This window comes from Chitinophagales bacterium (genome assembly GCA_013816805.1).
In the GTDB taxonomy this organism is placed as follows: Bacteria; Bacteroidota; Bacteroidia; order Chitinophagales; family UBA10324; genus MGR-bin340.
Genome location: JACDDS010000018.1, coordinates 1 through 22,517, shown reverse-complemented (window position 1 = coordinate 22,517; position 22,517 = coordinate 1). Strand labels below are relative to the sequence as shown.

At 40.4% G+C, this 22,517-nt stretch carries 24 protein-coding genes and 2 pseudogenes; 18 read left to right on the top strand and 8 right to left on the bottom strand.

Going from position 1 to position 22,517, the window contains the following annotated elements; genetic code table 11:
• Positions 1–9: 9 nt before the first annotated feature.
• The gene (gene ispG, locus H0W62_13640) at positions 10–1,965 is read right to left on the bottom strand and encodes a (E)-4-hydroxy-3-methylbut-2-enyl-diphosphate synthase (protein MBA3649569.1); all 1,956 of its coding nucleotides are present in this window, start codon (positions 1,963–1,965) and stop codon (positions 10–12) included.
• 410 nt (positions 1,966–2,375) lie between these two features.
• Here ispG and gcvH point away from each other — a divergent pair, with 410 nt between their 5' ends.
• The 3 genes from gcvH to H0W62_13625 all read left to right on the top strand — a co-directional run bounded on the left by gcvH (position 2,376) and on the right by H0W62_13625 (position 5,135).
• Positions 2,376–2,756: a glycine cleavage system protein GcvH gene (gcvH, locus tag H0W62_13635; GenBank protein ID MBA3649568.1), complete on the top strand. Its 381-nt coding sequence runs from the start codon at positions 2,376–2,378 to the stop codon at positions 2,754–2,756.
• A gap of 67 nt (positions 2,757–2,823) precedes the next feature.
• Positions 2,824–3,237, top strand: coding sequence for a VanZ family protein (locus H0W62_13630; protein MBA3649567.1), 414 nt, complete (start codon positions 2,824–2,826; stop codon positions 3,235–3,237).
• A gap of 68 nt (positions 3,238–3,305) precedes the next feature.
• Entirely contained in the window at positions 3,306–5,135 is a 1,830-nt protein-coding gene (locus tag H0W62_13625) for a tetratricopeptide repeat protein (protein ID MBA3649566.1), read from the top strand.
• Between the two features lie 22 nt (positions 5,136–5,157).
• On the opposite strand, the gene H0W62_13620 is transcribed toward H0W62_13625, so the two are convergent.
• Both H0W62_13620 and H0W62_13615 read right to left on the bottom strand, forming a co-directional pair.
• Positions 5,158–5,862 (bottom strand): hypothetical protein, encoded by a 705-nt coding sequence (locus H0W62_13620; GenBank protein MBA3649565.1) that lies wholly within the window; start codon positions 5,860–5,862, stop codon positions 5,158–5,160.
• Between the two features lie 36 nt (positions 5,863–5,898).
• The gene (locus tag H0W62_13615) at positions 5,899–6,306 is read right to left on the bottom strand and encodes a 6-carboxytetrahydropterin synthase (protein MBA3649564.1); all 408 of its coding nucleotides are present in this window, start codon (positions 6,304–6,306) and stop codon (positions 5,899–5,901) included.
• An 80-nt stretch (positions 6,307–6,386) separates the two neighbouring features.
• Between H0W62_13615 and H0W62_13610 the strand changes: the two genes are divergently transcribed.
• Complete coding sequence (locus H0W62_13610; GenBank protein ID MBA3649563.1) at positions 6,387–6,932, top strand: glutathione peroxidase; 546 nt, start codon at positions 6,387–6,389, stop codon at positions 6,930–6,932.
• Positions 6,933–7,081: 149 nt separating this feature from the next.
• Positions 7,082–7,744, top strand: coding sequence for an START domain-containing protein (locus tag H0W62_13605; protein MBA3649562.1), 663 nt, complete (start codon positions 7,082–7,084; stop codon positions 7,742–7,744).
• Positions 7,745–7,837: 93 nt separating this feature from the next.
• On the opposite strand, the gene H0W62_13600 is transcribed toward H0W62_13605, so the two are convergent.
• The 4 genes from H0W62_13600 to H0W62_13585 all read right to left on the bottom strand — a co-directional run bounded on the left by H0W62_13600 (position 7,838) and on the right by H0W62_13585 (position 10,837).
• Complete coding sequence (locus H0W62_13600; GenBank protein MBA3649561.1) at positions 7,838–8,098, bottom strand: hypothetical protein; 261 nt, start codon at positions 8,096–8,098, stop codon at positions 7,838–7,840.
• 170 nt (positions 8,099–8,268) lie between these two features.
• Positions 8,269–8,754 (bottom strand): hypothetical protein, encoded by a 486-nt coding sequence (locus H0W62_13595; GenBank protein ID MBA3649560.1) that lies wholly within the window; start codon positions 8,752–8,754, stop codon positions 8,269–8,271.
• A gap of 36 nt (positions 8,755–8,790) precedes the next feature.
• Positions 8,791–10,482 (bottom strand): PspC domain-containing protein, encoded by a 1,692-nt coding sequence (locus tag H0W62_13590; GenBank protein ID MBA3649559.1) that lies wholly within the window; start codon positions 10,480–10,482, stop codon positions 8,791–8,793.
• Positions 10,475–10,837 (bottom strand): PadR family transcriptional regulator, encoded by a 363-nt coding sequence (locus H0W62_13585; protein MBA3649558.1) that lies wholly within the window; start codon positions 10,835–10,837, stop codon positions 10,475–10,477. Before H0W62_13585 ends, H0W62_13590 begins: the two co-directional genes overlap by 8 nt.
• Before the next feature lie 334 nt (positions 10,838–11,171).
• Here H0W62_13585 and H0W62_13580 point away from each other — a divergent pair, with 334 nt between their 5' ends.
• Both H0W62_13580 and dinD read left to right on the top strand, forming a co-directional pair.
• Positions 11,172–13,745 carry an adenosylcobalamin-dependent ribonucleoside-diphosphate reductase gene (locus tag H0W62_13580; protein ID MBA3649557.1) on the top strand — a complete coding sequence of 858 codons (2,574 nt, stop codon included), beginning with the start codon at positions 11,172–11,174 and terminating at the stop codon, positions 13,743–13,745.
• Positions 13,746–13,933: 188 nt separating this feature from the next.
• Positions 13,934–14,725 (top strand): DNA damage-inducible protein D, encoded by a 792-nt coding sequence (dinD, locus tag H0W62_13575; protein MBA3649556.1) that lies wholly within the window; start codon positions 13,934–13,936, stop codon positions 14,723–14,725.
• Here the strand turns inward: dinD and H0W62_13570 are convergent.
• Entirely contained in the window at positions 14,703–15,074 is a 372-nt protein-coding gene (locus H0W62_13570; protein MBA3649555.1) for a hypothetical protein, read from the bottom strand. The two genes, dinD and H0W62_13570, sit on opposite strands and share 23 nt — an antisense overlap.
• An 81-nt stretch (positions 15,075–15,155) precedes the next feature.
• Here H0W62_13570 and H0W62_13565 point away from each other — a divergent pair, with 81 nt between their 5' ends.
• The 11 genes and pseudogenes from H0W62_13565 (at position 15,156) to H0W62_13515 (ending at position 22,403) form a co-directional block, all read left to right on the top strand.
• Complete coding sequence (locus H0W62_13565; protein ID MBA3649554.1) at positions 15,156–15,353, top strand: hypothetical protein; 198 nt, start codon at positions 15,156–15,158, stop codon at positions 15,351–15,353.
• Positions 15,354–15,417: 64 nt separating this feature from the next.
• Positions 15,418–15,768: a type II toxin-antitoxin system RelE/ParE family toxin gene (locus H0W62_13560; GenBank protein ID MBA3649553.1), complete on the top strand. Its 351-nt coding sequence runs from the start codon at positions 15,418–15,420 to the stop codon at positions 15,766–15,768.
• A 224-nt stretch (positions 15,769–15,992) separates the two neighbouring features.
• The gene (locus tag H0W62_13555; protein MBA3649552.1) at positions 15,993–16,331 is read left to right on the top strand and encodes a hypothetical protein; all 339 of its coding nucleotides are present in this window, start codon (positions 15,993–15,995) and stop codon (positions 16,329–16,331) included.
• A complete protein-coding gene (locus H0W62_13550) occupies positions 16,328–16,558 on the top strand; it encodes a DUF4926 domain-containing protein (protein ID MBA3649551.1) in 231 nt (76 codons plus the stop codon). Before H0W62_13555 ends, H0W62_13550 begins: the two co-directional genes overlap by 4 nt.
• Before the next feature lie 511 nt (positions 16,559–17,069).
• On the top strand, positions 17,070–17,309 hold the full coding sequence (locus H0W62_13545) for a DUF433 domain-containing protein (protein MBA3649550.1): 240 nt from the start codon (positions 17,070–17,072) through the stop codon (positions 17,307–17,309).
• Positions 17,293–17,613, top strand: a complete 321-nt coding sequence (locus H0W62_13540; protein ID MBA3649549.1) for a DUF5615 family PIN-like protein — start codon at positions 17,293–17,295, stop codon at positions 17,611–17,613. The genes H0W62_13545 and H0W62_13540 overlap by 17 nt, the downstream gene beginning before the upstream one ends.
• Before the next feature lie 181 nt (positions 17,614–17,794).
• Entirely contained in the window at positions 17,795–18,190 is a 396-nt protein-coding gene (locus H0W62_13535) for a VOC family protein (GenBank protein ID MBA3649548.1), read from the top strand.
• Between the two features lie 90 nt (positions 18,191–18,280).
• A pseudogene (locus H0W62_13530) lies at positions 18,281–18,453 on the top strand (DUF2283 domain-containing protein).
• A 300-nt stretch (positions 18,454–18,753) separates the two neighbouring features.
• Complete coding sequence (locus H0W62_13525) at positions 18,754–20,874, top strand: T9SS type A sorting domain-containing protein (GenBank protein ID MBA3649547.1); 2,121 nt, start codon at positions 18,754–18,756, stop codon at positions 20,872–20,874.
• Between the two features lie 158 nt (positions 20,875–21,032).
• Positions 21,033–21,779, top strand: a complete 747-nt coding sequence (locus H0W62_13520) for a metallophosphoesterase family protein (GenBank protein ID MBA3649546.1) — start codon at positions 21,033–21,035, stop codon at positions 21,777–21,779.
• A 97-nt stretch (positions 21,780–21,876) separates the two neighbouring features.
• Positions 21,877–22,403: pseudogene (locus tag H0W62_13515) on the top strand (aldo/keto reductase).
• Positions 22,404–22,517 lie beyond the last annotated feature (114 nt).

Here is a 22,517-nt window from a genome sequence, read left to right as displayed (position 1 = left end):
TGAATATTTCTATTCAACATTCAAGGCTATCATTGATGGTTCTTCTACCCAGTCTCCATTCAACTTAATCAGGTCGATCAGCTCATCAACCGCAACCTCTGTATTGACTGCGCGCTTTACAATTTCTTTTCCTTTGTATAAAGTGATTTTTCCGATACCGCTGCCTACATACCCGTAGTCTGCATCTGCCATTTCCCCTGGTCCGTTTACAATACAACCCATTATAGCAATCTTAACCCCCTTTAAATGGTTGGTTCGTGCCCGTATTTTAGCAGTGGTCTCCTGCAGATCAAATAAGGTTCTCCCACAGGAAGGGCACGAAATATATTCTGTTTTCGAAATACGCTGTCGTGTTCCCTGCAAAATTCCAAAACTGATGCTGTTGATTGTTTTAGGAGGAAGTCCTGAAAATGCCAGCCAGATGCCATCGCCGAATCCATCCAGAAGCAACGCACCAAAATCTGCAGATGCATACAGCATTAATTCATCCTGGCTAATATTTGAAAAATTCCGACGGATAATAACAGGATTTTTTACTTCTTCCTTATTCAAATCAAAAAACACCCGCCGGTAATCATTTATGCTATTATTATCTTCTGCACTAAGAATGACTACTGCATTGGCATCAGCCTTAAGCTGATTGTACAAGTCTTTACCGCCGTCTTCAATTTTAATCAGTATAAACTTAGGCTGGGCAGATTTGCTTTTTTCACGTAAGAATTCTTCGACACTGAATAAGGGATAACTGCGTTCAAGTTCCGGATGATTTTTCCAGGATGCAAAATTCTCTATTAATCCCAATGTACCGGGCAGCTCAAAACTAATTTTATGGTCTCCAGCGAAAATATAATCCGCGGCCATGTCACTGATGTTCCACTTATCCGTTACTCTATTATACCGGTATCCGAATGGAATAAAATCTTCAGGTGTAATTTCTTTTTGTAGACAGCTGTCTCCGATAACCACAGGTACGTGATCATTACCAATGTTTACTACCAGGTTAGCAGATCGTCTTTTAAAGTCAACAGGATTGATAATTGAACTAATTGATGATGCCGGTTTTTGACTTTCTCTTTTCCGCGGATATCGCTTTGCAAGAATTTTAGCAACAGGTATTTCGTATTCAGGTTCTTCGGTTAGCGATACACGGATAGTATCACCCAGGCCGTCTTCCAGCAAAGTCCCGATACCGAGCGCTGATTTAATTCTTCCATCCTCACCATCACCTGCTTCGGTAACTCCGAGATGCAACGGGTAGTTTCTGCCGGCTTCTACCATTTTGTTCACGAGCAACCGGTACGCCCTCACCATCACCTGTGGATTGCTTGACTTCATGGAAAGCACGATATCAAAATACTTTTCATCTTCAGCAATCTTTAAAAATTCGAATGCACTTTCCACCATGCCAAGGGGGGTATCACCAAATCTGCTCAATATCCGATCGCTCAGTGAACCATGGTTTGTTCCTATTCTCATGGCTGTACCGTGATCTTTACAAATCCGGATTAATGGTAAAAATTTATCACGGATTCGGTCCAGTTCCGATTGGTATTCCGATTCCGTATATTCTATTGTCTGAAATCTTTTTTTATCGGCATAATTCCCTGGGTTAATACGAACCTTTTCGACAATTCTTGCAGCGGTTTCAGCGGCATTAGGAGTAAAGTGAATATCCGCAACAAGCGGAACAGAGTAACCTCTTTTCTGCAATTCCTTTTTTATTTCTTTGAGGTTCTGCGCTTCGCGAATGCTTGGTGCAGTAATACGCACCAGTTCGCAGCCTGCAGTAATCAGACGAATCGATTGCTCCACTGTGGCCAGGGTATCCATGGTATCCGTAGTAGTCATGGACTGAATGCGAAGCGGATTATTGCCACCTATAATTACGCTGCCGGCTCTTACTTCCCGTGTTACAAAGGAGCCATAAGCAGTTATTGAATTAGCTGGCGGTAAGGTATCAATCATATCGCAAAATTAAGCTTTGATATAGAGAGAAGAAAACTTAACCATTTGCCTTTTTAGAATTATAACTATATAATTTTGTGGTATTGTAACTGCTGTTAAGGTCTCCTATTGTATAATTGCTTTGATCACGTCAGAAAATAAACAAAAATCCAGAATTCCGGCTCTTAGCTTTGCAGGTTGTTTATTAATTGGTTTAATAGCAGGAGGTATCTGCCACGACATTATTTCCGGAACATTGATTGGTGGAGGTATGGGATTGATTACAATGCCTGTTTTGAAATTTTTTATTTGGACCAACAAATAATCGTACAAAACACTTCACTGATTTATAATCTTTTAATATTTTGAAATCGGGCATTAAATCTTTGATGAATGCATGTTTTCATGTACGTTTGAAAAAAATATAGATCATGAATTTTCCTGATAATTTAAAATATACCAGTGATCACGAATGGGTCAGGGTGGAAGATAGTAACGGTTATGTAGGGATTACTGATTTTGCTCAAAGTGAATTAGGTGATATCGTATATGTTGAAATTAACACTGCCGGTGAAACTATGAAAAGGGAAGCGACGTTCGGTACCGTGGAAGCAGTAAAGACAGTTTCTGATCTTTTCCTTCCTTTGTCCGGAAAAATTCTGGAGGTGAATCCAAAGCTGAATGATCAGCCTGAACTGGTAAACAAGGATCCCTACGGTGATGGATGGATGGTAAAGATATCTATTAATGATCCTGCCGAATTAAATGATCTGATGGATGCAGTTACTTACAAACAGCTCACAGGCCATTAAAATAATTTTATTATTTCCTGGATATTTCACTTTATTATATTCTCCTGGTTAAATCATATAGCCGTTAATGCGCCTGATTAAAAATTTTAGCATTTTCTTAACCTGGCTGCTTATTATATTTTATCTTTCTTTTGCCCCGCTTCGGAATTGGCCTCAGGAAGACATCTTTCAAAAACTATACATAGATAAATTGGTGCACATTACCATGTATTCCTTGCTAAGTTTTTTTCTCCTCATTGGATTTTTCAGGCAACAAAAAAATCAGCCACTGCGTTATAGAAAAGTTGCAGGCTGCATCATATTCTGCATAATAGTTGGTGTCTCTATTGAATTCCTTCAGCCTGTATTAACGATGTACCGTAAGTTTGAATTTATGGATATGGTTGCCAATGCTCTCGGTTCTATAGCGGGATTGTATTTATTTAAAAGTGTATTAAATAAAAAATGGATCGGCCTTGGGGTGAAACCAGCAGATCATTAATAGTATCCTGTCTGCTATACAGTAATGGTCCTTCATTTAATGTAATTTTAAAGGTATCCTACAGAATTATGAAGAATAAATTTATTAAGCTGCACTTGTTTTTTTTGCTGATCATTTTTACGAATAGTTATGCTCAATCTCAGCAGGATGTTCAATTGGCTCAGGAATATTTAAAAAATTCTGAGTATGACAAAGCTGCCTTACTGTATGAGAAATTATTAAACAAAGCGCCGACAAATTCGCAGTACTATCAAAATTATCTGCAGTGTCTTACAGCTTTAAAGCAATACGATGAGGCTTCTAAAGTAATCCGGAAACAAATTAAAAGATTTCCAGGCGACCTTACCTATTACGTTGATCTGGGAAATGTATATGCGGAGAAGAATGATGAAAAAGCTGCTGCCTTACAGTATGAAGAGGCGCTCCGCGATATAACGGCGGACATGCAGCAGATCAGCAGGCTGGCAAATAAATTCCAAAGCAGCGGTTTAACTGATTACGCTATTAATGCATACCTGAAAGGAAAGAAGGTGTTAAATGCAGAGAATTCCGACCTGTTTAATATTGATCTGGCAACATTGTATGCTAAGAAAAATGATGTTCCTAACACAATAACGACATACCTGGATATAATGGAATTTAATCCATCACAAAATGATTTTGTGGAAGGGCAGCTGCAGCCTCTTATTGAGAATGATCTTTATGCAAAAGAGCTGCTGACGCAGTTATATCATCGGATTCAGAAGCAGCCTGAAAGGGGAGATTTTTCAGAAATGCTGATCTGGTATTTTGTACAAAAGAAAGATTTCGCTTCCGGATTTTTACAGGTAAAAGCGCTCGATAAAAGAAATAAGGAAGATGGTCAGCGTGTATTCCAGTTTGCCCAATCGGCATTTGATGAGGGTGATTATGATGCCTCTTTAATGGCGTACCGGTATATCATCTCTGAAAAAGGGAAAAATAATTTTATGTACCAGCCTTCTAAAGCAAGCGAATTAAAAACCACGCAAATCAAACTTACTATTCAAAATAATTATACATCAGATGATTTGAAAAAGCTTGAGTTTAACTATGAGGCCTATTTTGCAGAATTCGGTAAAAATCCTCAGACACTTGCTATGGTACGTGATTTTGCAACGTTTGAGGCTAAATACATTCACAACCTCGAAAAGTCCATTCAGCTGCTTAGTGATGCTATTTTAATAAATACAAATGATAAAAAATTGACAGGCTATTTAAAACTTGATCTTGGTGATGATTATGTGATTGCAAATAAAGTATGGGATGCCATGCTGCTCTACGGGCAGGTTGATAAATCTTTTAAGGAAGATCCCCTTGGCGAAGAGGCCCGTTACAGAAATGCACTGCTCAGTTACCACATAGGAGATTTTGATTGGAGCAAGGCTCAATTGGATGTTTTAAAAGGATCTACCTCAGAGTTAATTGCTAATGATGCTCTTGCCCTTTCTGTTTTTATCCAGGACAATATGGGACTGGATACCACTCCGGAACCAATGAAAATGTATGCCCGGGCGGACATGCTTATTTTTCAAAATAAATTAATAGAGGCGCTCGTAACGCTCGATTCGCTAAGCGAGAAGTTTCCGCAACATGCACTTGCAGATGATGTATTGTTTGAAAAGGCCAGAATTCTGTTAAAACAAAAAAAATATACGGAGGCTGCTGCAATGTTTAATGAAATTGACAGCAACTATTCATTTGATTTGCTTGCAGATGATGCTCTTTTCGAACTGGCACAGTTGTATGAAAATAATCTGAACAATAAAGAGAAAGCAATGGACCTCTATAAGCAGATTTTATTAAAATATAAAGGAAGCATTTATGTGATAGAAGCCAGAAAGCGATTCCGGGATTTGAGAGGAGATCAGCCCAACTAATTTTTTCCAAATTAGCTTATAGTTAAAACCTGGAAAACAAGTCAGTACGTACCCGGTCCATTACTTCTATATCAGTAATCTTTCCATCAGGTCCGCGATCGCCTGACAATAATATATTTCCATGACGCTCATAGTTCCACCACGGTGTTTTTATGTCAGGCTTTTGTTCTGAGCTCTTTTCAAAATATTCCCATTGCGTTACCAGGTAATTTTTCCGGTCTACATAAATGTGGTACATATTTTCCGGAGTAACCCCAACCTTATTAAAGGTAACTTCCATCACGTAACAATCATTGTTCAGCGTATCTCTTGAAGTGCCGACATAGGAAATGTTAACACCCGGATCTTTGAGCTTAAAGGGCATGAGCAGCCAATAACTGTCATTCGCCCAGATCTTATATCCACGATCCATAAAATAAGCATTTGAATCAGGCTGCATCAGTTCTGACGTGTTTCTAAATACATGTCCTTTTTTTGAATTAATGTTGGTTAGTATAACCAACTTCTTTCCGGAAATTTCAATACGAACATCCCCTGTCCACTTATCCCAGTAAATAGTTCTTCTTCCGAAAAAATTCCACTTCAGATAATGTACCTTTTCCCAGTTTTGTTTACCTCCCAAAGCGATCATTACTGAATCAGCGACAGCTGAAGAGCGCGAATCAATTTGTTGTGTAAAACCAATGATCGGAGAAATTAAAAATGCGCAGATTAAAATCTTCTTCATGGAGTTTTTTTATTAAATAAACCAAATAGTACAAGTTCATGCCGGATATTCCACAAAATTCCGCTCCGTTTCATAAAGGCGCACCTTTAAATCCAGATCATTTCGCAGCCGCTTACGGATTTTGTCATAGATCACTATAGCAATATTTTCCGCTGTGGGATTTAATTCCTGAAATTCCCGGGTATCCTCATTCAGATTCTTATGGTCAAAGCAATCCAGCACTTCTTCTCTAATAATATCTTTCAGAATTTTTAAGTCCATTACATAACCGGTCTCCTCATCCACTTCTCCCGTTACTTTTACCTCTAAGGAATAGTTGTGACCATGATACAATGGATTACTGCAAAGGCCGAATACAGCAGCATTTTTTTTATCGTCCCAATCTTTTCTGTAAAGCCGGTGTGCGGCGTTAAAATGCTCCTCTCTGAAAACTGCTACTTTCATTACTTCAAACTTGATAGTCCGATTAATTAAATGATTTATAATTTGTAAACATTAATGCAATTTAAATCGTTTAATGAGACATGAATGTTAAAATTATATTATTTATTACTATGAGATTTTTTCCACTCTATAGTTTCGCGCAGGTCTCTAATACTGATATCTATTCATTTAAAGTGGAATCTCTGGAAGGGGACACCATTAATTTTTCCGAATTTAAAGGTAAAAAGATTTTAATCGTAAATGTGGCGTCACAATGCATGTTTACTCCGCAATATGAGGGTCTTCAAAATCTTTATGAAAAATATAAAGAGAAATTAGTGATCATTGGCTTTCCGTCAAATGATTTTTTTAAACAGGAACCAGGAAATAGTACAGAGATCAAACAGTTCTGTTCTTCGAAATACCATGTCACATTTCCGATGGCTGCAAAAGTTTCAGTTAAGGGATCTTCTATGTCCCCGGTATATCAATGGTTAACAAGCAAAAAATTGAATGGTACAGAAAATTCAAAAGTAAGCTGGAATTTTAATAAATATCTTATTAATGAGAGGGGAGAATACATAGCGCATTTCGGCTCCAAAACAGAACCTCTTAGTAAAGAAATTACTAATTTAATTGAAAATTGAGAGCCCATTTAAATGGCTCGCCGCATTTTTTTCCTTATAGCCAAGGATACCGTTTGCATGCTTGCAGAACTCAATTCTCTGAAGTCTTCTATATAGACTTTAAGACATAGCTAACATGGCATATTGTACCTTTGAGCTTATCTTAAAATATGAAAGCAGTAAGGATTTTTGCAATTGGCTGTATAATTTTCATTTCCGTTTCTTTTACTATCGATAAAAACCCGGAATGGGTTTTACAAAAGCAAGAGTCCGGGATTTTGGTATACACCAGGTTGTCTGCCGGCTCAAACCTTAAAGAAGTTAAGGTTACCAATAAAGTTAAATCGTCTCTTTCCGGAATCGTTGCTCTTCTGCTGGATACTAAAAATTATCCGAATTGGATATATGCCTGCAGCGAAGCAAGAACCTTAAAGGTGATAAATGATCACGAGCTGTATAGCTACCAGGTAACACATCTGCCGTGGCCTTTTAATGATAGGGATGTGATTTCTTATTTTAACATCAGTCAGGATTCAGATAATAAAACGGTAAGGTTTAACCGGACAGGAATACCAGATTACCTGCCTCCTGTAGATGGGAAAGTTCGTTTACCTCAATTCCGTTCCGACTATACACTTAAGCCACTCACCGCCGATAGTGTGCTGGTGGAGCTGGAGCTTCATTTGGATCCCGGAGGCTCCTTACCTGCATGGCTGCTGAATGCAAACCTCGTTACTGCTCCATATAAAAGCACCGTGGAAATGATGAAGCAACTGCCCAGGTATCAAAATGCTTCTTATTCTTTTATCAAAGAAAATAATCAACAGTATTGATCCTCTTATTTAGTGTTGTCAAATATGTTTGATGGACAGCAGGGAAGTCTTCTATACAGAATAAAAATACTTGTAGGAATAAATTACAATCAGTTAAACACTTAACTGGAAATGCGATATATAGTCCTTAATCATAGGGTGTTCGTTCACAATTTTATCCGGATTGCTTTGCTGACAAGGAGTTGGGGCTGGGTTTTCCACTTTCTTTTTTTCATCTGTTACATTCAACGGGACTACTCTTATGCGTGCCTCCATTATTTCCCTATTCTCTCCCGGGAAAAAACTGTTATTGCTTTTGGCAAAAGTGGCAGTAAGTGTCAGCATTAAAATAGAAAGGAAGGAGAAGAATTTCATGGGGTATATTTTCTTGATGACGTTTTGAATGACGAAAAGTTACAATTTATTTCTAAATATAATGATCAGCTAATTAAACAAATAAAAAAGCGGGGAACCACCCCCGCCTTGTAACCCACTATACCAACACAATGCATCCATTATTAAACAATTGATCTATTCTTTATGGATTAATGTTTACGTGCTGTATTAAAAGAGGTGTGTGCTGCTTTTCCATGATTTTTAACAGCAATCATGGAGGCAACGTAAAACAGCGGTTTCGTTACAGAAATTGATTCCGTTTCTCTTTGTAGTTTTTCCATAATTCCCTCCTCATTATACTGGTTTTGTGAGGTGACAAAAACCGGGTGCGTAATAGCCAGTGGAAGGTTAGCAGAAAATTCTTCGGTCTCCATCTGTATCCTGTCGGCCATAGTTTTTTCTTCCAGCTTATAGGATACCGCTTTTTTTAAATGTGAAGCGTGTTCAATGGTACTGTTATCAGCGAGCATTAATTCACTTTCATGCTGCAACTGATCCAGGATTCGCTGTTCACCATCGGTTTTTGCCACAGCATTTGCATTAGGGCAGCATTCACCTGAATTATAAGGTTGCTTTGCAGATGAAGGAGAATTGAAACCGAAAAGGCTGATGAGAATGATTGCAATTGTTTTCATGATCTTAGTTTTAAATAGTTTTTTGAATATTTTTAGTTACAGAGTTTTTATTTCTACACCGGTAGAATCAATGCGTATCCGGGTTCCGCTGTCGTGGTCATCATTTTCTTCTTTGTCGCTGTATTCCGGGCAATTGTTACACTTAAGTCCATCTTTTGTCATCGTCCAGGTATGTCCAAGCATATCATAGTCGTAGGTATCGGATATGTTGTGAACATTATCCAATAGATCGCCCATGCTTTTATCGAGCATTACAGATTTCCCTACAGCAAGCATCAGAATAACTTTTATCTCCTGGCCACGGTATTTATCCCTTGTATTCATCTTAAAATAATCTGAAAAATTTATGACGCTATCATTAATGAAATAATGGTAGCTGACATTGTTTGCCAGGTGGCGGGCTTCATCATATGTTTTACCGCACGAATTAATTTTTTGAATGATGTAGCTGGAATCGTTGTCGCTTTGTTCTATATCTATACGAACCTCATGGCTAAGAACAGAGTCCGAGTTTTCGCTAAGGGTAAATAAATCACCGGTTCCGAAGTGAATATTGTGGTGATGAAAGCTATAATCATCATTACTGCCCTCAAAGGATCTGGTTGCCTTCAGAGATATTATATTTCCGGACAACGCCGTAAGCATATATTTTTGCTTCACTGTTGCAGAATCTGAAAATTCAGTGGCGATGCGGATTCCATGGTAAGCACAAATTCCTATTCCTACCAGCCATAATCCAGCCATCACTGCACCGATCATTCTCAGGTTAAGGTTTAGCCTGAATAATATCTTTAAGCCATTCAGAAGAAGGAGTATAAAGGGGATTCCTATTGCAAGCAATCCGCCAATGGCAAGCCACCAGATTTGCGAGGTAGAAAGCACCATGTTGGTAATCGTGTGAGGGACTGCAAACCGGAAAGCACCTATGCCTGTAAAAATGGCTATCGTTAGTCCGATGAGCACCGCAATACTCATGATGGTTATAAAGATTCCAAAGATTACAATGATAAATTTTATTATTCCACGGATTATTTCTCCAAAAAAATTAAAGATGTTTTGTGTCGCGGAACGTGCCTTGGTTTTTACCTGGTCTGAAGAGATGTTCTGTGCCCATGCCTCGCCTTTTTTTCTAAGGTTTTCCATTTCTTCCTTCACATTTTTCTCGATATTCCGGATAGTAACCGGCTCTCCGCGCATTTGCAGCTTGTCGGAAGCAGTTACAGCCTCCGGAATAATGATCCACAGAATTATATAGATTAAGACTCCCGATAAAACCGGCATAATTACCAGAAGAACAAATACCAGGCGGATCCATAATGGGTCAACGTTAAAGTAAGAAGCAATGCCGGAACAAACCCCGCCGATCATTTTTTCGTCGGGATTGCGGAAGAAGCGCTTTTTGACATTCTCGTAATACGTATTGGCATCACCAGTGCCGGATGCATTTTTGTTTATTACTTCCTCATCGCTTACAAAATCCTCCGGCTTACCCATGGCATCGATAACTGCCTTTACATCTTCCATCATAATTACATTTTTGCTGTCACCTGCTCTTTCAGTGAACATTTCAGCAAGACGGCCTTCGATGTCGGTTATAATTTCCTCTTTCCCCTGGGTACCAGCAAAATGGCCTTTAAGCCTGTCGAGGTACTGCCTGAGCTGCTCGTACGCATTTTCATCAATGTGAAAAACTATTCCACTAAGATTGATGGTTACCGTTTTATTCATTGTTTAAAGGATTTTGTGTGGTGTGAATTTTTTGAGTGGTTAATTCAACTGCTGCAACTAATTCGTTCCAGGTTTTTCTAAGCTCTTCCAGAAACCTTTCTCCAAGTCCGGTGAGCTTATAATATTTTCTGGGAGGCCCTGATTTTGATTCAACCCATTGATAGCTGAGGTAGCCGTCATTTTTAAGCCGGGTAAGCAAAGGATACAGGGTACCTTCCACAACTATCAGTTTTGCTTTTTTCATGCGATCGAGAATCTCTGAAGCATAGCATTCGTCATCACTGCCAATGATGGATAAAATGCAAAACTCGAGGATGCCTTTGCGCATTTGAGCTTGTGTGTTCTCGATGTTCATGGCATTAAAATGTTTTTGACATAACAAAGATATATGCGCAACTTGTTACCTTGTATCACATAGTACCATTTTATTTTAAATTATAATGATAATTATCTGATAATCATCTAAATAAAATTTAGTACTATGTTTAAAAAAGTACTATTATTTTTATAAAAATGGCTGTTATGTATTTTATAACAGTTACATAAACATGATTATACATTTAATTGTTGGCCTTTTCCACAGCCTTGTTTATAAATTTTTCTGCGTTAGATTGATCATTCAATTACTTTCGTTTCTCCTAAATTTTTTTCCACTTTAATTGTTATAAAGCATGTTAAACACGCCCTCCATGAAAATGGCAAAACAACTTATCGCCCCCAATCAAACATATACCTATGAACAGGTGCTTGCTTCATCTGTAGAATATTTTAATGGGGATGAGCTTGCTGCTACTACGTGGATGAATAAATATGCAGTTAAAGATTCACAGGGTAATTATTACGAATTATCGCCCGACGATATGCACCATCGCATGGCAAGGGAGTTTGCAAAAGCGGAGCTTAAGTTTTCTGAACGGTCCACACTTAATGGTTCTTTCAAGCATCTTTCAGCATACGGACAAGCCAGAGCTTCACTGGGTGAAGCAAAAATTTTCGAATACTTTAGAAAGTTTCAGTACATAATACCACAGGGAAGTGTAATGGGGGTACTTGGAAATCACACCATGATTGCATCCCTTTCCAACTGCGTGGTACTGCCCGAGATTTATGATTCCTACGGCGGAATCTTTTTTACCGATCAGCAGCTTGCTCAATTGTTTAAAAGAAGATGCGGGGTAGGTATTGATATTAGCACCATTCGCCCCGCCGGTGCTGAAGTAGCTAATGCTGCAGGTACTACTACCGGTGCAGTATCTTTTATGGAACGTTTTTCAAATACCACCCGTGAGGTAGCCCAGCATGGCCGCCGCGGAGCTTTGATGATCACCATGGATATAGCCCATCCCGATGTAGATCGCTTTATCACTGCAAAACAGGATCTTCTGAAAATAACGGGTGCTAATGTTTCTATACGCCTGAGCGATGAATTTATGCAGGCGGTCACGGATAATGAAGAATACACCCATCGCTTTCCAATTAATGTTCCTGTTGAAGAGGCGCAATTCACCAAGACAGTACAGGCGAGAGAGCTGTGGAACACCATCATTATGTGCGCGCATAAATCTGCAGAACCTGGTCTTATCTTCTGGGACCGTCAGCATAAATATTCCACTTCTTCAATATATCCCGGTTTTAAAAATGTATCCACTAACCCCTGCAGCGAAATTGCCATGCAGGGCGGAGACAGCTGCCGATTAATTGCACTTAACCTTTTTTCACTGGTTGAAAATCCTTTTTCACCTGAAGCAACATTCAATTTTAATAAATTTTATGAAGTAACTTATGAAGCCCAGCGCCTTGGTGATGACCTCGTAGAGCTGGAGCTGGAGCATATTGACCGCATACTGGAAAAAATAAACAATGATAGCGAGCCCGGTTTCATAAAAGATAATGAAGTACGCACCTGGAAGCTTTTGCAGGAGCAGGGCAGGAAAGGACGCAGAACCGGACTTGGCTTTACCGCACTCGGCGATACCCTGGCAGCACTAAACCTTCCCTTCGATTCTGAGGAGGCATTAAAGGTGATAGAGCAGATTCAAAAAATAAAATGCACTGCTGAATTCGACAGCAGCATAGACATGAGCATTGAGCGCGGACAGTTTGAAGGCTTTAATCCGGAGATTGAAAACACTTCCGGGTTTGTGCAGATGATGAAAGAAGAAATACCGGAAGTATACGACCGCATGATGAAATTCGGAAGAAGGAATATCTCCATATCTACCGTGGCACCTACGGGTACGCTTTCCATTCTCGCCCAGACATCATCCGGGATTGAGCCGGTATACATGCTTGCATACAAGCGCCGCCGCAAGGTGAACCCGCATGATAATAATGCACGCATCGACTTTACTGATGCCAGTGGAGATGCCTGGATGGAGTTTGATGTGTATCACTCAAAGCTCAAGCAGTGGATGGAGGTTACCGGAGAGCGTGACCTTACCAAATCGCCTTATTATGGCAGCACGGCTCCTGAAATTGACTGGATAAAGCGGGTAAAGATTCAGAGCATGGTGCAGAAATATGTTACGCATTCCATCTCATCCACCATCAACCTGCCCAATGATGTTCCTGTAGAAAAGGTAGGTGAGATTTATTTGGAAGCGTGGAAGCATGGGCTGAAAGGCATTACTGTGTACCGCGACGGATCGCGTACGGGAGTGCTTGTTTCTAAGGAAGAAAAGAAAAAGGATACGATAAATGAAGTGCCTGTCTCGCACGCCCCCAAGCGTCCCAAGGTGCTGGAAGCAAATGTACTGCGCTTCATGAATGGCAGCGAAAAATGGATGGCGGTGATCGGATTGCTGAAAGGAAGACCTTATGAAATCTTCACGGGTGTGGTGGATGAAGACTCCATTCACCTGCCGAGCTATGTGAACCACGGCTGGGTCATAAAGACCCGGCTCGAAGACCGGACCACCCGGTACGATTTTCAATATGTAGACCGCGCAGGATACAAGGTAACTATTGAAGCCCTGTCACGGTCCTTTACCCAGGAGTTCTGGAACTACGCCAAGCTCATCAGCGGCGTATTGCGCCACGGCATGCCGCTGCCCCATGTAGTAGACCTCATCGAAAACATGGATTTAAAATCCGATTCACTCAACACCTGGAAGGCGGGTGTAGAGCGCGCCCTCAAGAAATACATAGAAGACGGAACAGCAGCCGTTGACCGTAAATGCTCCGAATGCGGCGACCCGAACGGGCTGATCTACCAGGAAGGGTGTCTGGTTTGTAAAAGCTGCGGAAGCAGTAAATGTGGGTAGAAAGTAATCCGGATTTTGGATTGGAAATTTTGAAGAGAAAGGAAGAAAATTAAGTATTTGGAGGCTTTGTGTGTGGCTTCCCTCCTTTGGAGGAAATGGAAGTAATAATCACCAGGAAGGTTGTTTGGTTTGTAAGAGTTGCAGGAGCAGTAAGTGTGGGTGAAAAATCCTTCAAAAAAAATTTACCGATGAAACAAGAATTAGTAAAGGCACTTTTTAAAAGTTTTGAAGAAGCTGCTCATGAACAAGATGGTATTGAGTTTTGGTTTGCAAGAGAATTGCAACCACTCCTTGGTTATGGCAGATGGGAAAATTTTCAGAAAGTAATTGATAAAGCGAAAACAGCTTGCATTAACTCCGGGCAGCAGATGGCTGATCATTTTCGTGGCGTCACGAAAATGATCAGGATTGGTAAGACCGCCGAGCGCGAAGTAGATGATATTATTCTCACGCGATATGCCTGTTATCTAATTGCGCAAAATGGAGATCCCCGCAAGGATGAAATTGCTTTTGCGATGAGCTACTTCGCTATCCAAACTCGTAAGCAAGAGATCATTGAGCAACGAGTCGGAGAAATTGAACGCATTTATGCAAGAGAGAAACTTTCATTTTCACAGAAGGAATTATCTGGTGTCATGTATCAGCGAGGTGTTGATCAGCAAGGATTCGGGAGAATTATCAGCCAGGGTGATCAAGCACTGTTTGGAGGATTTACCACTGGCGACATGAAAATACGTCTTGATGTTCCAGAAGGAAAGCCATTGGCAGATTTTCTTCCGACAATTACCATCAAGGCAAAAGACTTTGCGAATGAAATAACCAACTTCAACATAAAGAAGGATGATCTTCGTGGGGAAGAAAAAATTACTCATCAGCACGTGAAGAACAATCAGACCGTCAGGAACAGTTTAATACAGAGTGGAATTAAGCCGGAAAAACTTGCAGCAGAAGAAGATATCAAGAAGATTGAAAGAAAGTAAAAGGTGAAAACAAACGACTCGCAAAATAGACGAAGAAACTAAAGAAGTGACAATATCGATCGATTCCCTCAACACCCGGAAAGCAGGCGTAGAGCGTGCCCTCAAGAAATACATTGAAGACAGCACCGCAGCCGTCCACCGCAAATGCTCCGAATGCGGTGACCCGAATGGCTTGATCTATCAGGAAGGGTGTTTGGTTTGTAAGAGCTGCGGAAGCAGTAAATGCGGATAGAAAGTAATTCGGATTTCGGATTGGAAATTTTGAAGAGAAAGGAAGAAAATTAAGTATTTGGAGGCTTTGTGTGTGGCTTTCCTCCTTTGGAGGAAATGAAGGAGGTAATTGATTCACCAGGAAACATATTTTTTTATAAGAGTTCGAAGCCGTCAGTGCGGCTAAGAAATTTTTACTTCGTAAAAACCTTTTGTATTAATGCTTACAAAAACACAAGTTATAGAAGGGCTGCAAAATCTTCCGGAAGAGATTTCTGTCGATGAATTGTTCGAGCGTTTCCTGGTCATTAACAAGATAGAAGAAGCACGTAAGAACTCAAAGCAGGGTCATTCATTCTCTGAGGAAGAAGCCAAAGAAAAAATGAACAGATGGCTAAGATCAGATGGAACAAAATAGCGCTGGATGATCTTGACCAATAGCACAATACATTTCAAAAGTTTCAGTACGCTACGCTGAAAGAATGGTTCAAAGAATTTTTGCCAGAACTGAAATCCTCAAGCATTCACCTTTTACCGGAACTAAAGTTTCCGAAATGAATGATGATAACATTCGTCACCTTTTAGAAGGCAGTTATCGCATTATTTATGAAATCCATTCTAAAGATGAAGTTGAAATTCTTACCGTTTTTCATGGCGGACGACTGCTTCAGAATAAGTTAGGAAATAATTTCTTGAAACCAGTAGGAATACGAGTCATAATAACAAGTGATCTAGAATCTATTGATACAAAATTCATTGAAGAACTATCCAATTCAACTAACCAGCAAAGTAGAGTTGAAGAAGCGGATAGAAGATCTAATGACAAGGTGTAAACGACCTCTCTCGTTTAATCCTCAGCACTGTCTCCGAATGCGCAAGCTATGTGAGCGAGCCCGGGACAGGGCGGCTTACAAACTGAAGTAGAGCTACTGCGTTTCAATTTTGCAAGCATCGGATTTTATTTATTGCGGGGTTCATGACTGTCGCATCAACTCGTTTATATGTTTTTCAACATTGGTGTTGGGTACAAGGCAAATTCCTTTCCTTAATTTTCCAAATGGATGTTTCAACTTTCGCTGACGTTGTGATTGAGGACTTCAAAATCACGGAATACCTTCTCAACATCAATCATCCTGAAGGCAGTGTAAAAGCTGATTATTTTATTCAACATGGATTTGATTCTGAGAAACCGGAAGTGCTGAAGCAATTTTTAGTTGATCATCTTGAACAATGCTCACTGGTTGATGTAGTAGAAACATTATTCGGAACCAAGTACATTGTAACAGGTAAAATGAAAGCACCCGACGGTTATGAATTCATGCTGCGTGCAATTTGGATGAAGCCCGCAAAAGAAAACATCCTTAAATTTGTAACTGCTTATCCTGTTCAATTATGATCCAAGAATTCGAACGAATTGTTCTTACAGAAAATCTTCCGGGAACTCCCTTCATCAAAGGCGACGTAGGCACCATTGTGATGATTCACGAAAACGGAAAAGGATATGAAGTAGAATTCTTCGCTGCTGACGGAAGCACGCTCGGCGTCGAGACCGTTGAAGCATATCAAATCATTTCCGCAAAAAATGTGAAGAAGGTGCTTCACATTAATGATGTAGCCGCGTAATCAAAAGATTTCTTTATCAATGGTAGTAGTGCTCGAGATGTTGTGGCATACTCTACCAGCAATTGAAGTGGAGAGCTAATGCTTTTCATTTTTGCAGCATGATCGGGATCGGGTTTATTCATTGCGGGGTTCATGATGCATTTTCCAGTGGTTTCAATTTTCATTACCACTGATAACACAAATTTATTTTAGGAATTAAAAAAAAATTGAATTTTGGTAAAAATTTATTTAAACGAAAATCAAAAACATGAAATCAAATCCGGTAGTACACTTTGAAATGACTTATGAAGACAGCCAACGCCTTCAGAAATTTTTCTTCCGCCGCCAAGTCTTCGCCGCAAATCCTCCGCACTGTCTCAGAATGCGCAAGCTATGTATGTGAGCCCGGGACAGGGCGGCTTACAATCTGAAGTGAGTTATTGCATTTCATTTGGCAAGCATCGGTTAATATATCGTAATCTTCCCCCTTATCTTCTTCAAATTCTATTCTGTAACTTTGAAAGAAAAAAGAATGGTACTGCACGATCTCATCACCATTGATCCGGAAATTGTGAGCGGCATTCCGGTGTTTACCGGCACACGGGTTCCCATTCAGAGTTTGTTCGATTACATTAGTGCAGGAGATTCACTGGACACTTACCTCGAAGATTTTCCCGGTGTAAAAAAAGAACAGGCACTAAGGTTACTTGAGTTAGCAGGAAAGGAATTCAACAGTCAACTGCTACACAAACTTCATGAAGATATTGCTTGATGAAAATCTACCTCGGCGATTGAAGTTTCAATTAAAGGAATATGAGATATTCACTGTTCGTGAGTTGCAATGGGATGCATTTAAGAACGGTGTCTTATTGAAGATGATGGTTCAGGAAAACTTTGAAATTTTTATTACTGCCGATCAAAACCTCGAGTACCAGCAGAATCTGAGATCACTTCCCATAACTGTAATTGTTCTCATCATTCCTACTCTAAGGTATGACGATATTAAGCCGCTGATACCAAAATTAATTGAGCTCATTCCCAAAGCAGAGAAGTCAAAAATTTTTCACATTGAATAAAAGACGCACTACTGCGTTTTAATTTTTCCCCACATGCTGCGGATCGGGTTTATTCATTGCGGGGTTCATGATGCATTTTCCAGTGGTTTCAATTCCATTACTACTGATAACACAAATTTATTTTAGGAATTAAAAAAAAATTGAATTTTGGTAAAAATTTATTTAAACGAAAATCAAAAACATGAAATCAAATCCGGTAGTACACTTTGAAATGCCTTATGAAGACAGCCAACGCCTGCAGAAATTTTATTCACAGGCTTTCGGCTGGAACATGCAAACCACGGGCCCTGAAATGGGAGATTATATTACGGCAGGAACCACCGAAACCGATGAAAACAGAATCGTAAAAACGCCGGGCAACATCAACGGGGGTTTCTTTCCGAAAAATCAGGCTCCCAATGCGGGCACTTCTGTCGTTATTTCTGTAGATGATCTTCACTCTGCCATCAAAAAAATTACAGATGCCGGAGGAAAAGTAGAAGGCGAACCCATGGAGATTCCTGGAATCGGTCAATGGGTAGTGTTCATTGACTCCGAAGGAAACCGCGTGAGCATTCTACAACCAGGCGGCATGTAACCTTTCACTCCAGCCCAGTCTTCCCTGCGAATCCTCTGTACTGTCTCCGAATGCGCAAGCTATGAGAGTGACACTTATTATTTTTGAAGTATGAAAATAACCCATGATAAAGAAGTTGACTCTTTGAGCATCACGTTCAAAGAAACTACAGTCACTACGGAGACGTACCTGAAGGCATTGCACTCGATTATGATAAAGATCACGTGCTTACCGGCATAGAGATATTAGATGTAAGCACAAAACTTGGTAATCTTTCTACGTAATTGTGTTGCCTCAACTGATAAGCAATTACGTCATTTCATAAAATAGATAAGTTAAATTGATTACGGCTTTCCGTGCTTTTCGTTCAAAGGCGCGGAAGCTTTTTTGTCCTTTTCGGTAGCCGGAATCCCTAAACTCCATTCACTTACAAACAATTGATGTCCAATCACCATATTGGGATCAACCTTGTTTCCGCTGTATTTAAAATGATTTTCAAATTCAATTAGAGTCTAAAAATTAATATCTTTAATTACAGCAACTTCAATTGCAGCAACCTTCTTAATCTTAAACCCAAAAGCCAGATGAAACTCACTTTCGCTCTCCTGCTCGCTTTTACTTCTATTACGTACGCTCAAACATGGGAACAAACCAATGGTCCTTACGGCGGTGATGTTCGATGCCTGGTCATGGATTCCAACCATAACATATTTGCGGGAACGCGCGGAGGTGGGGTCTTGCGATTTGAAGACAATGGAAATACCTGGGCACCAATGAGCAATGGCCTTACCGCAACGGATGTATGGGCATTAGCAGTAACACAAGGCAATGATCTTTTTGCAGGAACATTAGGAGGCGGAGTTTTTCGTTCCGAAGATGGCGGGGCAAGCTGGACAGCAGTGAACAATGGGCTCACCTTCCCTTTCGTAGTAACCCTGGTTGTTAATTCGGTGGGTGAAATTTTTGCCGGAACCTTTGAAGGTGGCGGCGTCTATCGGTCTACCGACAATGGTGAAAGCTGGTCGTTGATCATTAATGGACTCACCAATACATATGTCCCCGCTTTGGCGGTGAATTCATCAGACGAGATCTTTGCAGGAAGCTGGGGCAGCGGCATTTTTAAATCAGCTGACAATGGAAATACCTGGACTGCAATTGACAGTGGGGTCACTGGTCAGTACATAACAGCACTGGGAATTAACTCCCATGGCGATATTTTTGCGGGGACTGATTTTGGAGAAGGAATTTTCCGATCAATAGATAATGGAAATACCTGGACGAAATTGCCCCTTGCAAGCTCTAATAATGTGTATGCCATTGTGTTCGATTCCAGCGGCAATGTATTCGCGGGAACTTATGGCGATGGCATTTTTTATTCTTCCGACAATGGTGATAACTGGAGCCAGGTGAATGCTGGCCTGACCTCCACTTTTGTTTTATCAATGTTGGTAGATTCCGATAATAACTTTTTCGCAGGGACATATTTTGGAGGAGGAGCTTTCCGGTCAGAAGATGGCGGCCAAACGTGGATGGAAATAAATACCGGATTGATTGCAACAGAGGTGCGCGCTCTTGCAGTGAATAACAATGAGATCTTTGCAGGAACCTATGGCATTGGTATTTTTCGTTCTCAGGATGGCGGAGAAAGCTGGATGAAGATCAACAATGGTTTAACCGCTAAATATATCAGCTGCCTTGCAATTAATTCAGGCGGAGACATTTTTGCTGGAGCCGATTTTATTGATGGCGAAGGAGGCATCTTTCGATCTACCGACGATGGTGAAAGCTGGGTTGAAGTGAATAATGGAATCATAACCACTGATGTTCGTGCACTGGCTATCAATTCAAGCGGCGAAATTTTTGCTGGAACCTACCTGGGAGGTGGTGTTTACCGGTCAACAGATAATGGAGATACCTGGACCCAAATTAATAATGGTTTAACCTGTCCTTACATCTGGTCATTCACAATTAACTCAGATGATGAGCTCTTTGCAGGAAGTGCCGGTTGCGGGGTCGGCGTTTTTAAATCAACGGATAACGGCGATACGTGGATTGCTGCAGACAGCGGATTGACCTTTACCGATATTACAGCTCTTGCAATCAATTCAGATAATGATCTCTTTGCAGGAACCTACTATGGAGGTGGCATGTTTCGCTCCACTGACGACGGGGATAACTGGACACAGATTAATAACGGCCTGACGAACACCAATCCTTCAGCCATAACCATCGACTCGGCTAATAATATTTACGCGGGAACTTCAGGAGGCGTTTTTAAATCAATGGACAACGGGGATAATTGGGTTGAAACCAATGATGGCCTGACCGCGATTGATATTCGTGCTTTGACAACAAACAGTAACGGAGTTATTTTTGCCGGAACAGCAGGTGGGGGTGTATTCCGTACAGGCACCGCAACTTCCACCGGACATATTATTTCGTCCAATTTTTTTCTAGCACAGAATGACCCGAATCCTTTCAATGGTAATACGGTTATCCGGTATCGCCTTTCAAACAAGGAACAGGTAACGCTAAAAGTGTTTGATGCTCTTGGCAGAGAAGTTTCTACTCTTGTGGATGCCATCGAAGCACCAGGATTGAAAACAGTTTTATTTAATGCCCCACCATCCGGAAGCCGAATTTATTACTACACACTTCAAATGAAGGAACACTCGGAAACCAGGAAAATGTTGGTTGCCCAATGAAAGAAATAATTTTCACTTAACCTTTATTAAGAGATCATCAATTCCTTCAGCCTGAAAAAATTACATGGATTTATTATGATGTCATTTTTTTCCTTCACTAACCGGTAGTTGGATTATTGGTGAGTCATATGTAATTTAATTTAGGCATCTATATTCGTATGCGTGTAGCTGCAATCTATGATATTCACGGGAACCTTCCGGCACTCGAGGCGGTGCTCCGTGACATCCGTCTGGCACAGGTTGATCAGATAGTAATTGGCGGGGATGTAGGGCCGGGGCCAATGCCAGATGAAACCATTGAAACGTTATTAAGTCTTGATATCCCAGTCCGGTTTATTCAGGGTAATGGCGACCGTGAAGTTCTCGAATTAATGTCAGGAGCGGAATCAAGCACATTGCCCGAACAGGTTAAGGAACTCCTTCGCCATTCAGCGGAGCATCTTTGTTCTGAACATGTGCAACTAATGACAAGCTGGCCTAAAACTCTCATAATTGACATTGCGGATTTAGGTAAAGTAATGTTTTGCCATGCTACACCGGAAAGTGATACAAAAATATTTACACGCCTGACTCCTGAAGATCGCCTGTTGCCGCTTTTTAAAGGGCTTAATGTTCAGTTGATCATCTGCGGCCATACACATATGCAGTTTGACCGAATGATCGGGAAGATCCGGGTTGTTAATGCAGGCAGTGCAGGAATGCCGTTCGGGGAGCGGGGTGCCTATTGGTTATTGCTTACATCTGATGTACAGTTACGGCATACAACCTATGATCTGGAAGAAGCTGCTGAACGAATCCGGAAAACATCCTATCCCCAAGCCAGCGATTTTGCAGAACACAATATATTGCATCCGCCAACGGAACAGGAAATGATCGAAGCATTTTCAAAAATGGAATTGAGGTAAGAATGACTACTTGATATAGATTAATGCGGGGGTCATAAATTTGCCTTAGATATTTATTAAAATTTTCGTACTAAAAAACACCTTCTAAAAGTATTTTATGGAGCATACGATACTTCGCCGTTCTATTCCAACTACAGGTGAACTGCTTCCTGTTATTGGATTGGGTACCTGGCAAACGTTTGATGTTGGTAAGGATAAAATTCAACGCACTACGTTAAAAGAGGTGATGCAGGCTTTTCTGCTGGCAGTTGGTAGTATAATAGACTCTTCTCCTATGTACGGATCTGCAGAAGAGGTAGTAGGGGATCTTACACAAGAATTGCAGCTGAGGGAAAAGCTTTTTTAGCTACTAAGGTCTGGACTACCGGCCGGCAAAAAGGCATTGACCAAATGAATGCTTCTTTCAAAAATATGCAGACAGAAGTTATGGACTTGATGCAGGTACATAACCTGGTAGACTTTGACACGCATATTAAAACGCTTCGTGAGTGGAAATCAGAAGGTCGTATACGTTACATTGGTGCCACGCATTATACAGTGAATGCTTATCCGCAGCTGATACAACTTTTGAAAAATGAGAAATTGGATTTTATTCAGTTCAACTACAACATAGGGTGTTCCTGAAAATGATTTTGCCTTAGGGATGGGAATAGATTTTATTGTCTTCGAGTATCATTTTTTCTTTTTTATTCTATCATCAGCGTTGTAATTGTTTTATACAGCCTCTTTTTTTGATGG

What these genes read in the sequence shown, in the direction of transcription:
- ispG (MBA3649569.1), bottom strand. Translation starts at nt 1,965, where the DNA reads ATGATTGATACCTTACCGCCAGCTAATTCAATAACTGCTTATGGCTCC.
- gcvH (MBA3649568.1), top strand. Translation starts at nt 2,376, where the DNA reads ATGAATTTTCCTGATAATTTAAAATATACCAGTGATCACGAATGGGTC.
- H0W62_13630 (MBA3649567.1), top strand. Translation starts at nt 2,824, where the DNA reads ATGCGCCTGATTAAAAATTTTAGCATTTTCTTAACCTGGCTGCTTATT.
- H0W62_13625 (MBA3649566.1), top strand. Translation starts at nt 3,306, where the DNA reads ATGAAGAATAAATTTATTAAGCTGCACTTGTTTTTTTTGCTGATCATT.
- H0W62_13620 (MBA3649565.1), bottom strand. Translation starts at nt 5,862, where the DNA reads ATGAAGAAGATTTTAATCTGCGCATTTTTAATTTCTCCGATCATTGGT.
- H0W62_13615 (MBA3649564.1), bottom strand. Translation starts at nt 6,306, where the DNA reads ATGAAAGTAGCAGTTTTCAGAGAGGAGCATTTTAACGCCGCACACCGG.
- H0W62_13610 (MBA3649563.1), top strand. Translation starts at nt 6,387, where the DNA reads ATGAATGTTAAAATTATATTATTTATTACTATGAGATTTTTTCCACTC.
- H0W62_13605 (MBA3649562.1), top strand. Translation starts at nt 7,082, where the DNA reads ATGAAAGCAGTAAGGATTTTTGCAATTGGCTGTATAATTTTCATTTCC.
- H0W62_13600 (MBA3649561.1), bottom strand. Translation starts at nt 8,098, where the DNA reads ATGAAATTCTTCTCCTTCCTTTCTATTTTAATGCTGACACTTACTGCC.
- H0W62_13595 (MBA3649560.1), bottom strand. Translation starts at nt 8,754, where the DNA reads ATGAAAACAATTGCAATCATTCTCATCAGCCTTTTCGGTTTCAATTCT.
- H0W62_13590 (MBA3649559.1), bottom strand. Translation starts at nt 10,482, where the DNA reads ATGAATAAAACGGTAACCATCAATCTTAGTGGAATAGTTTTTCACATT.
- H0W62_13585 (MBA3649558.1), bottom strand. Translation starts at nt 10,837, where the DNA reads ATGAACATCGAGAACACACAAGCTCAAATGCGCAAAGGCATCCTCGAG.
- H0W62_13580 (MBA3649557.1), top strand. Translation starts at nt 11,172, where the DNA reads ATGAAAATGGCAAAACAACTTATCGCCCCCAATCAAACATATACCTAT.
- dinD (MBA3649556.1), top strand. Translation starts at nt 13,934, where the DNA reads ATGAAACAAGAATTAGTAAAGGCACTTTTTAAAAGTTTTGAAGAAGCT.
- H0W62_13565 (MBA3649554.1), top strand. Translation starts at nt 15,156, where the DNA reads ATGCTTACAAAAACACAAGTTATAGAAGGGCTGCAAAATCTTCCGGAA.
- H0W62_13560 (MBA3649553.1), top strand. Translation starts at nt 15,418, where the DNA reads ATGGTTCAAAGAATTTTTGCCAGAACTGAAATCCTCAAGCATTCACCT.
- H0W62_13555 (MBA3649552.1), top strand. Translation starts at nt 15,993, where the DNA reads ATGGATGTTTCAACTTTCGCTGACGTTGTGATTGAGGACTTCAAAATC.
- H0W62_13550 (MBA3649551.1), top strand. Translation starts at nt 16,328, where the DNA reads ATGATCCAAGAATTCGAACGAATTGTTCTTACAGAAAATCTTCCGGGA.
- H0W62_13545 (MBA3649550.1), top strand. Translation starts at nt 17,070, where the DNA reads ATGGTACTGCACGATCTCATCACCATTGATCCGGAAATTGTGAGCGGC.
- H0W62_13540 (MBA3649549.1), top strand. Translation starts at nt 17,293, where the DNA reads ATGAAGATATTGCTTGATGAAAATCTACCTCGGCGATTGAAGTTTCAA.
- H0W62_13535 (MBA3649548.1), top strand. Translation starts at nt 17,795, where the DNA reads ATGAAATCAAATCCGGTAGTACACTTTGAAATGCCTTATGAAGACAGC.
- H0W62_13525 (MBA3649547.1), top strand. Translation starts at nt 18,754, where the DNA reads ATGAAACTCACTTTCGCTCTCCTGCTCGCTTTTACTTCTATTACGTAC.
- H0W62_13520 (MBA3649546.1), top strand. Translation starts at nt 21,033, where the DNA reads ATGCGTGTAGCTGCAATCTATGATATTCACGGGAACCTTCCGGCACTC.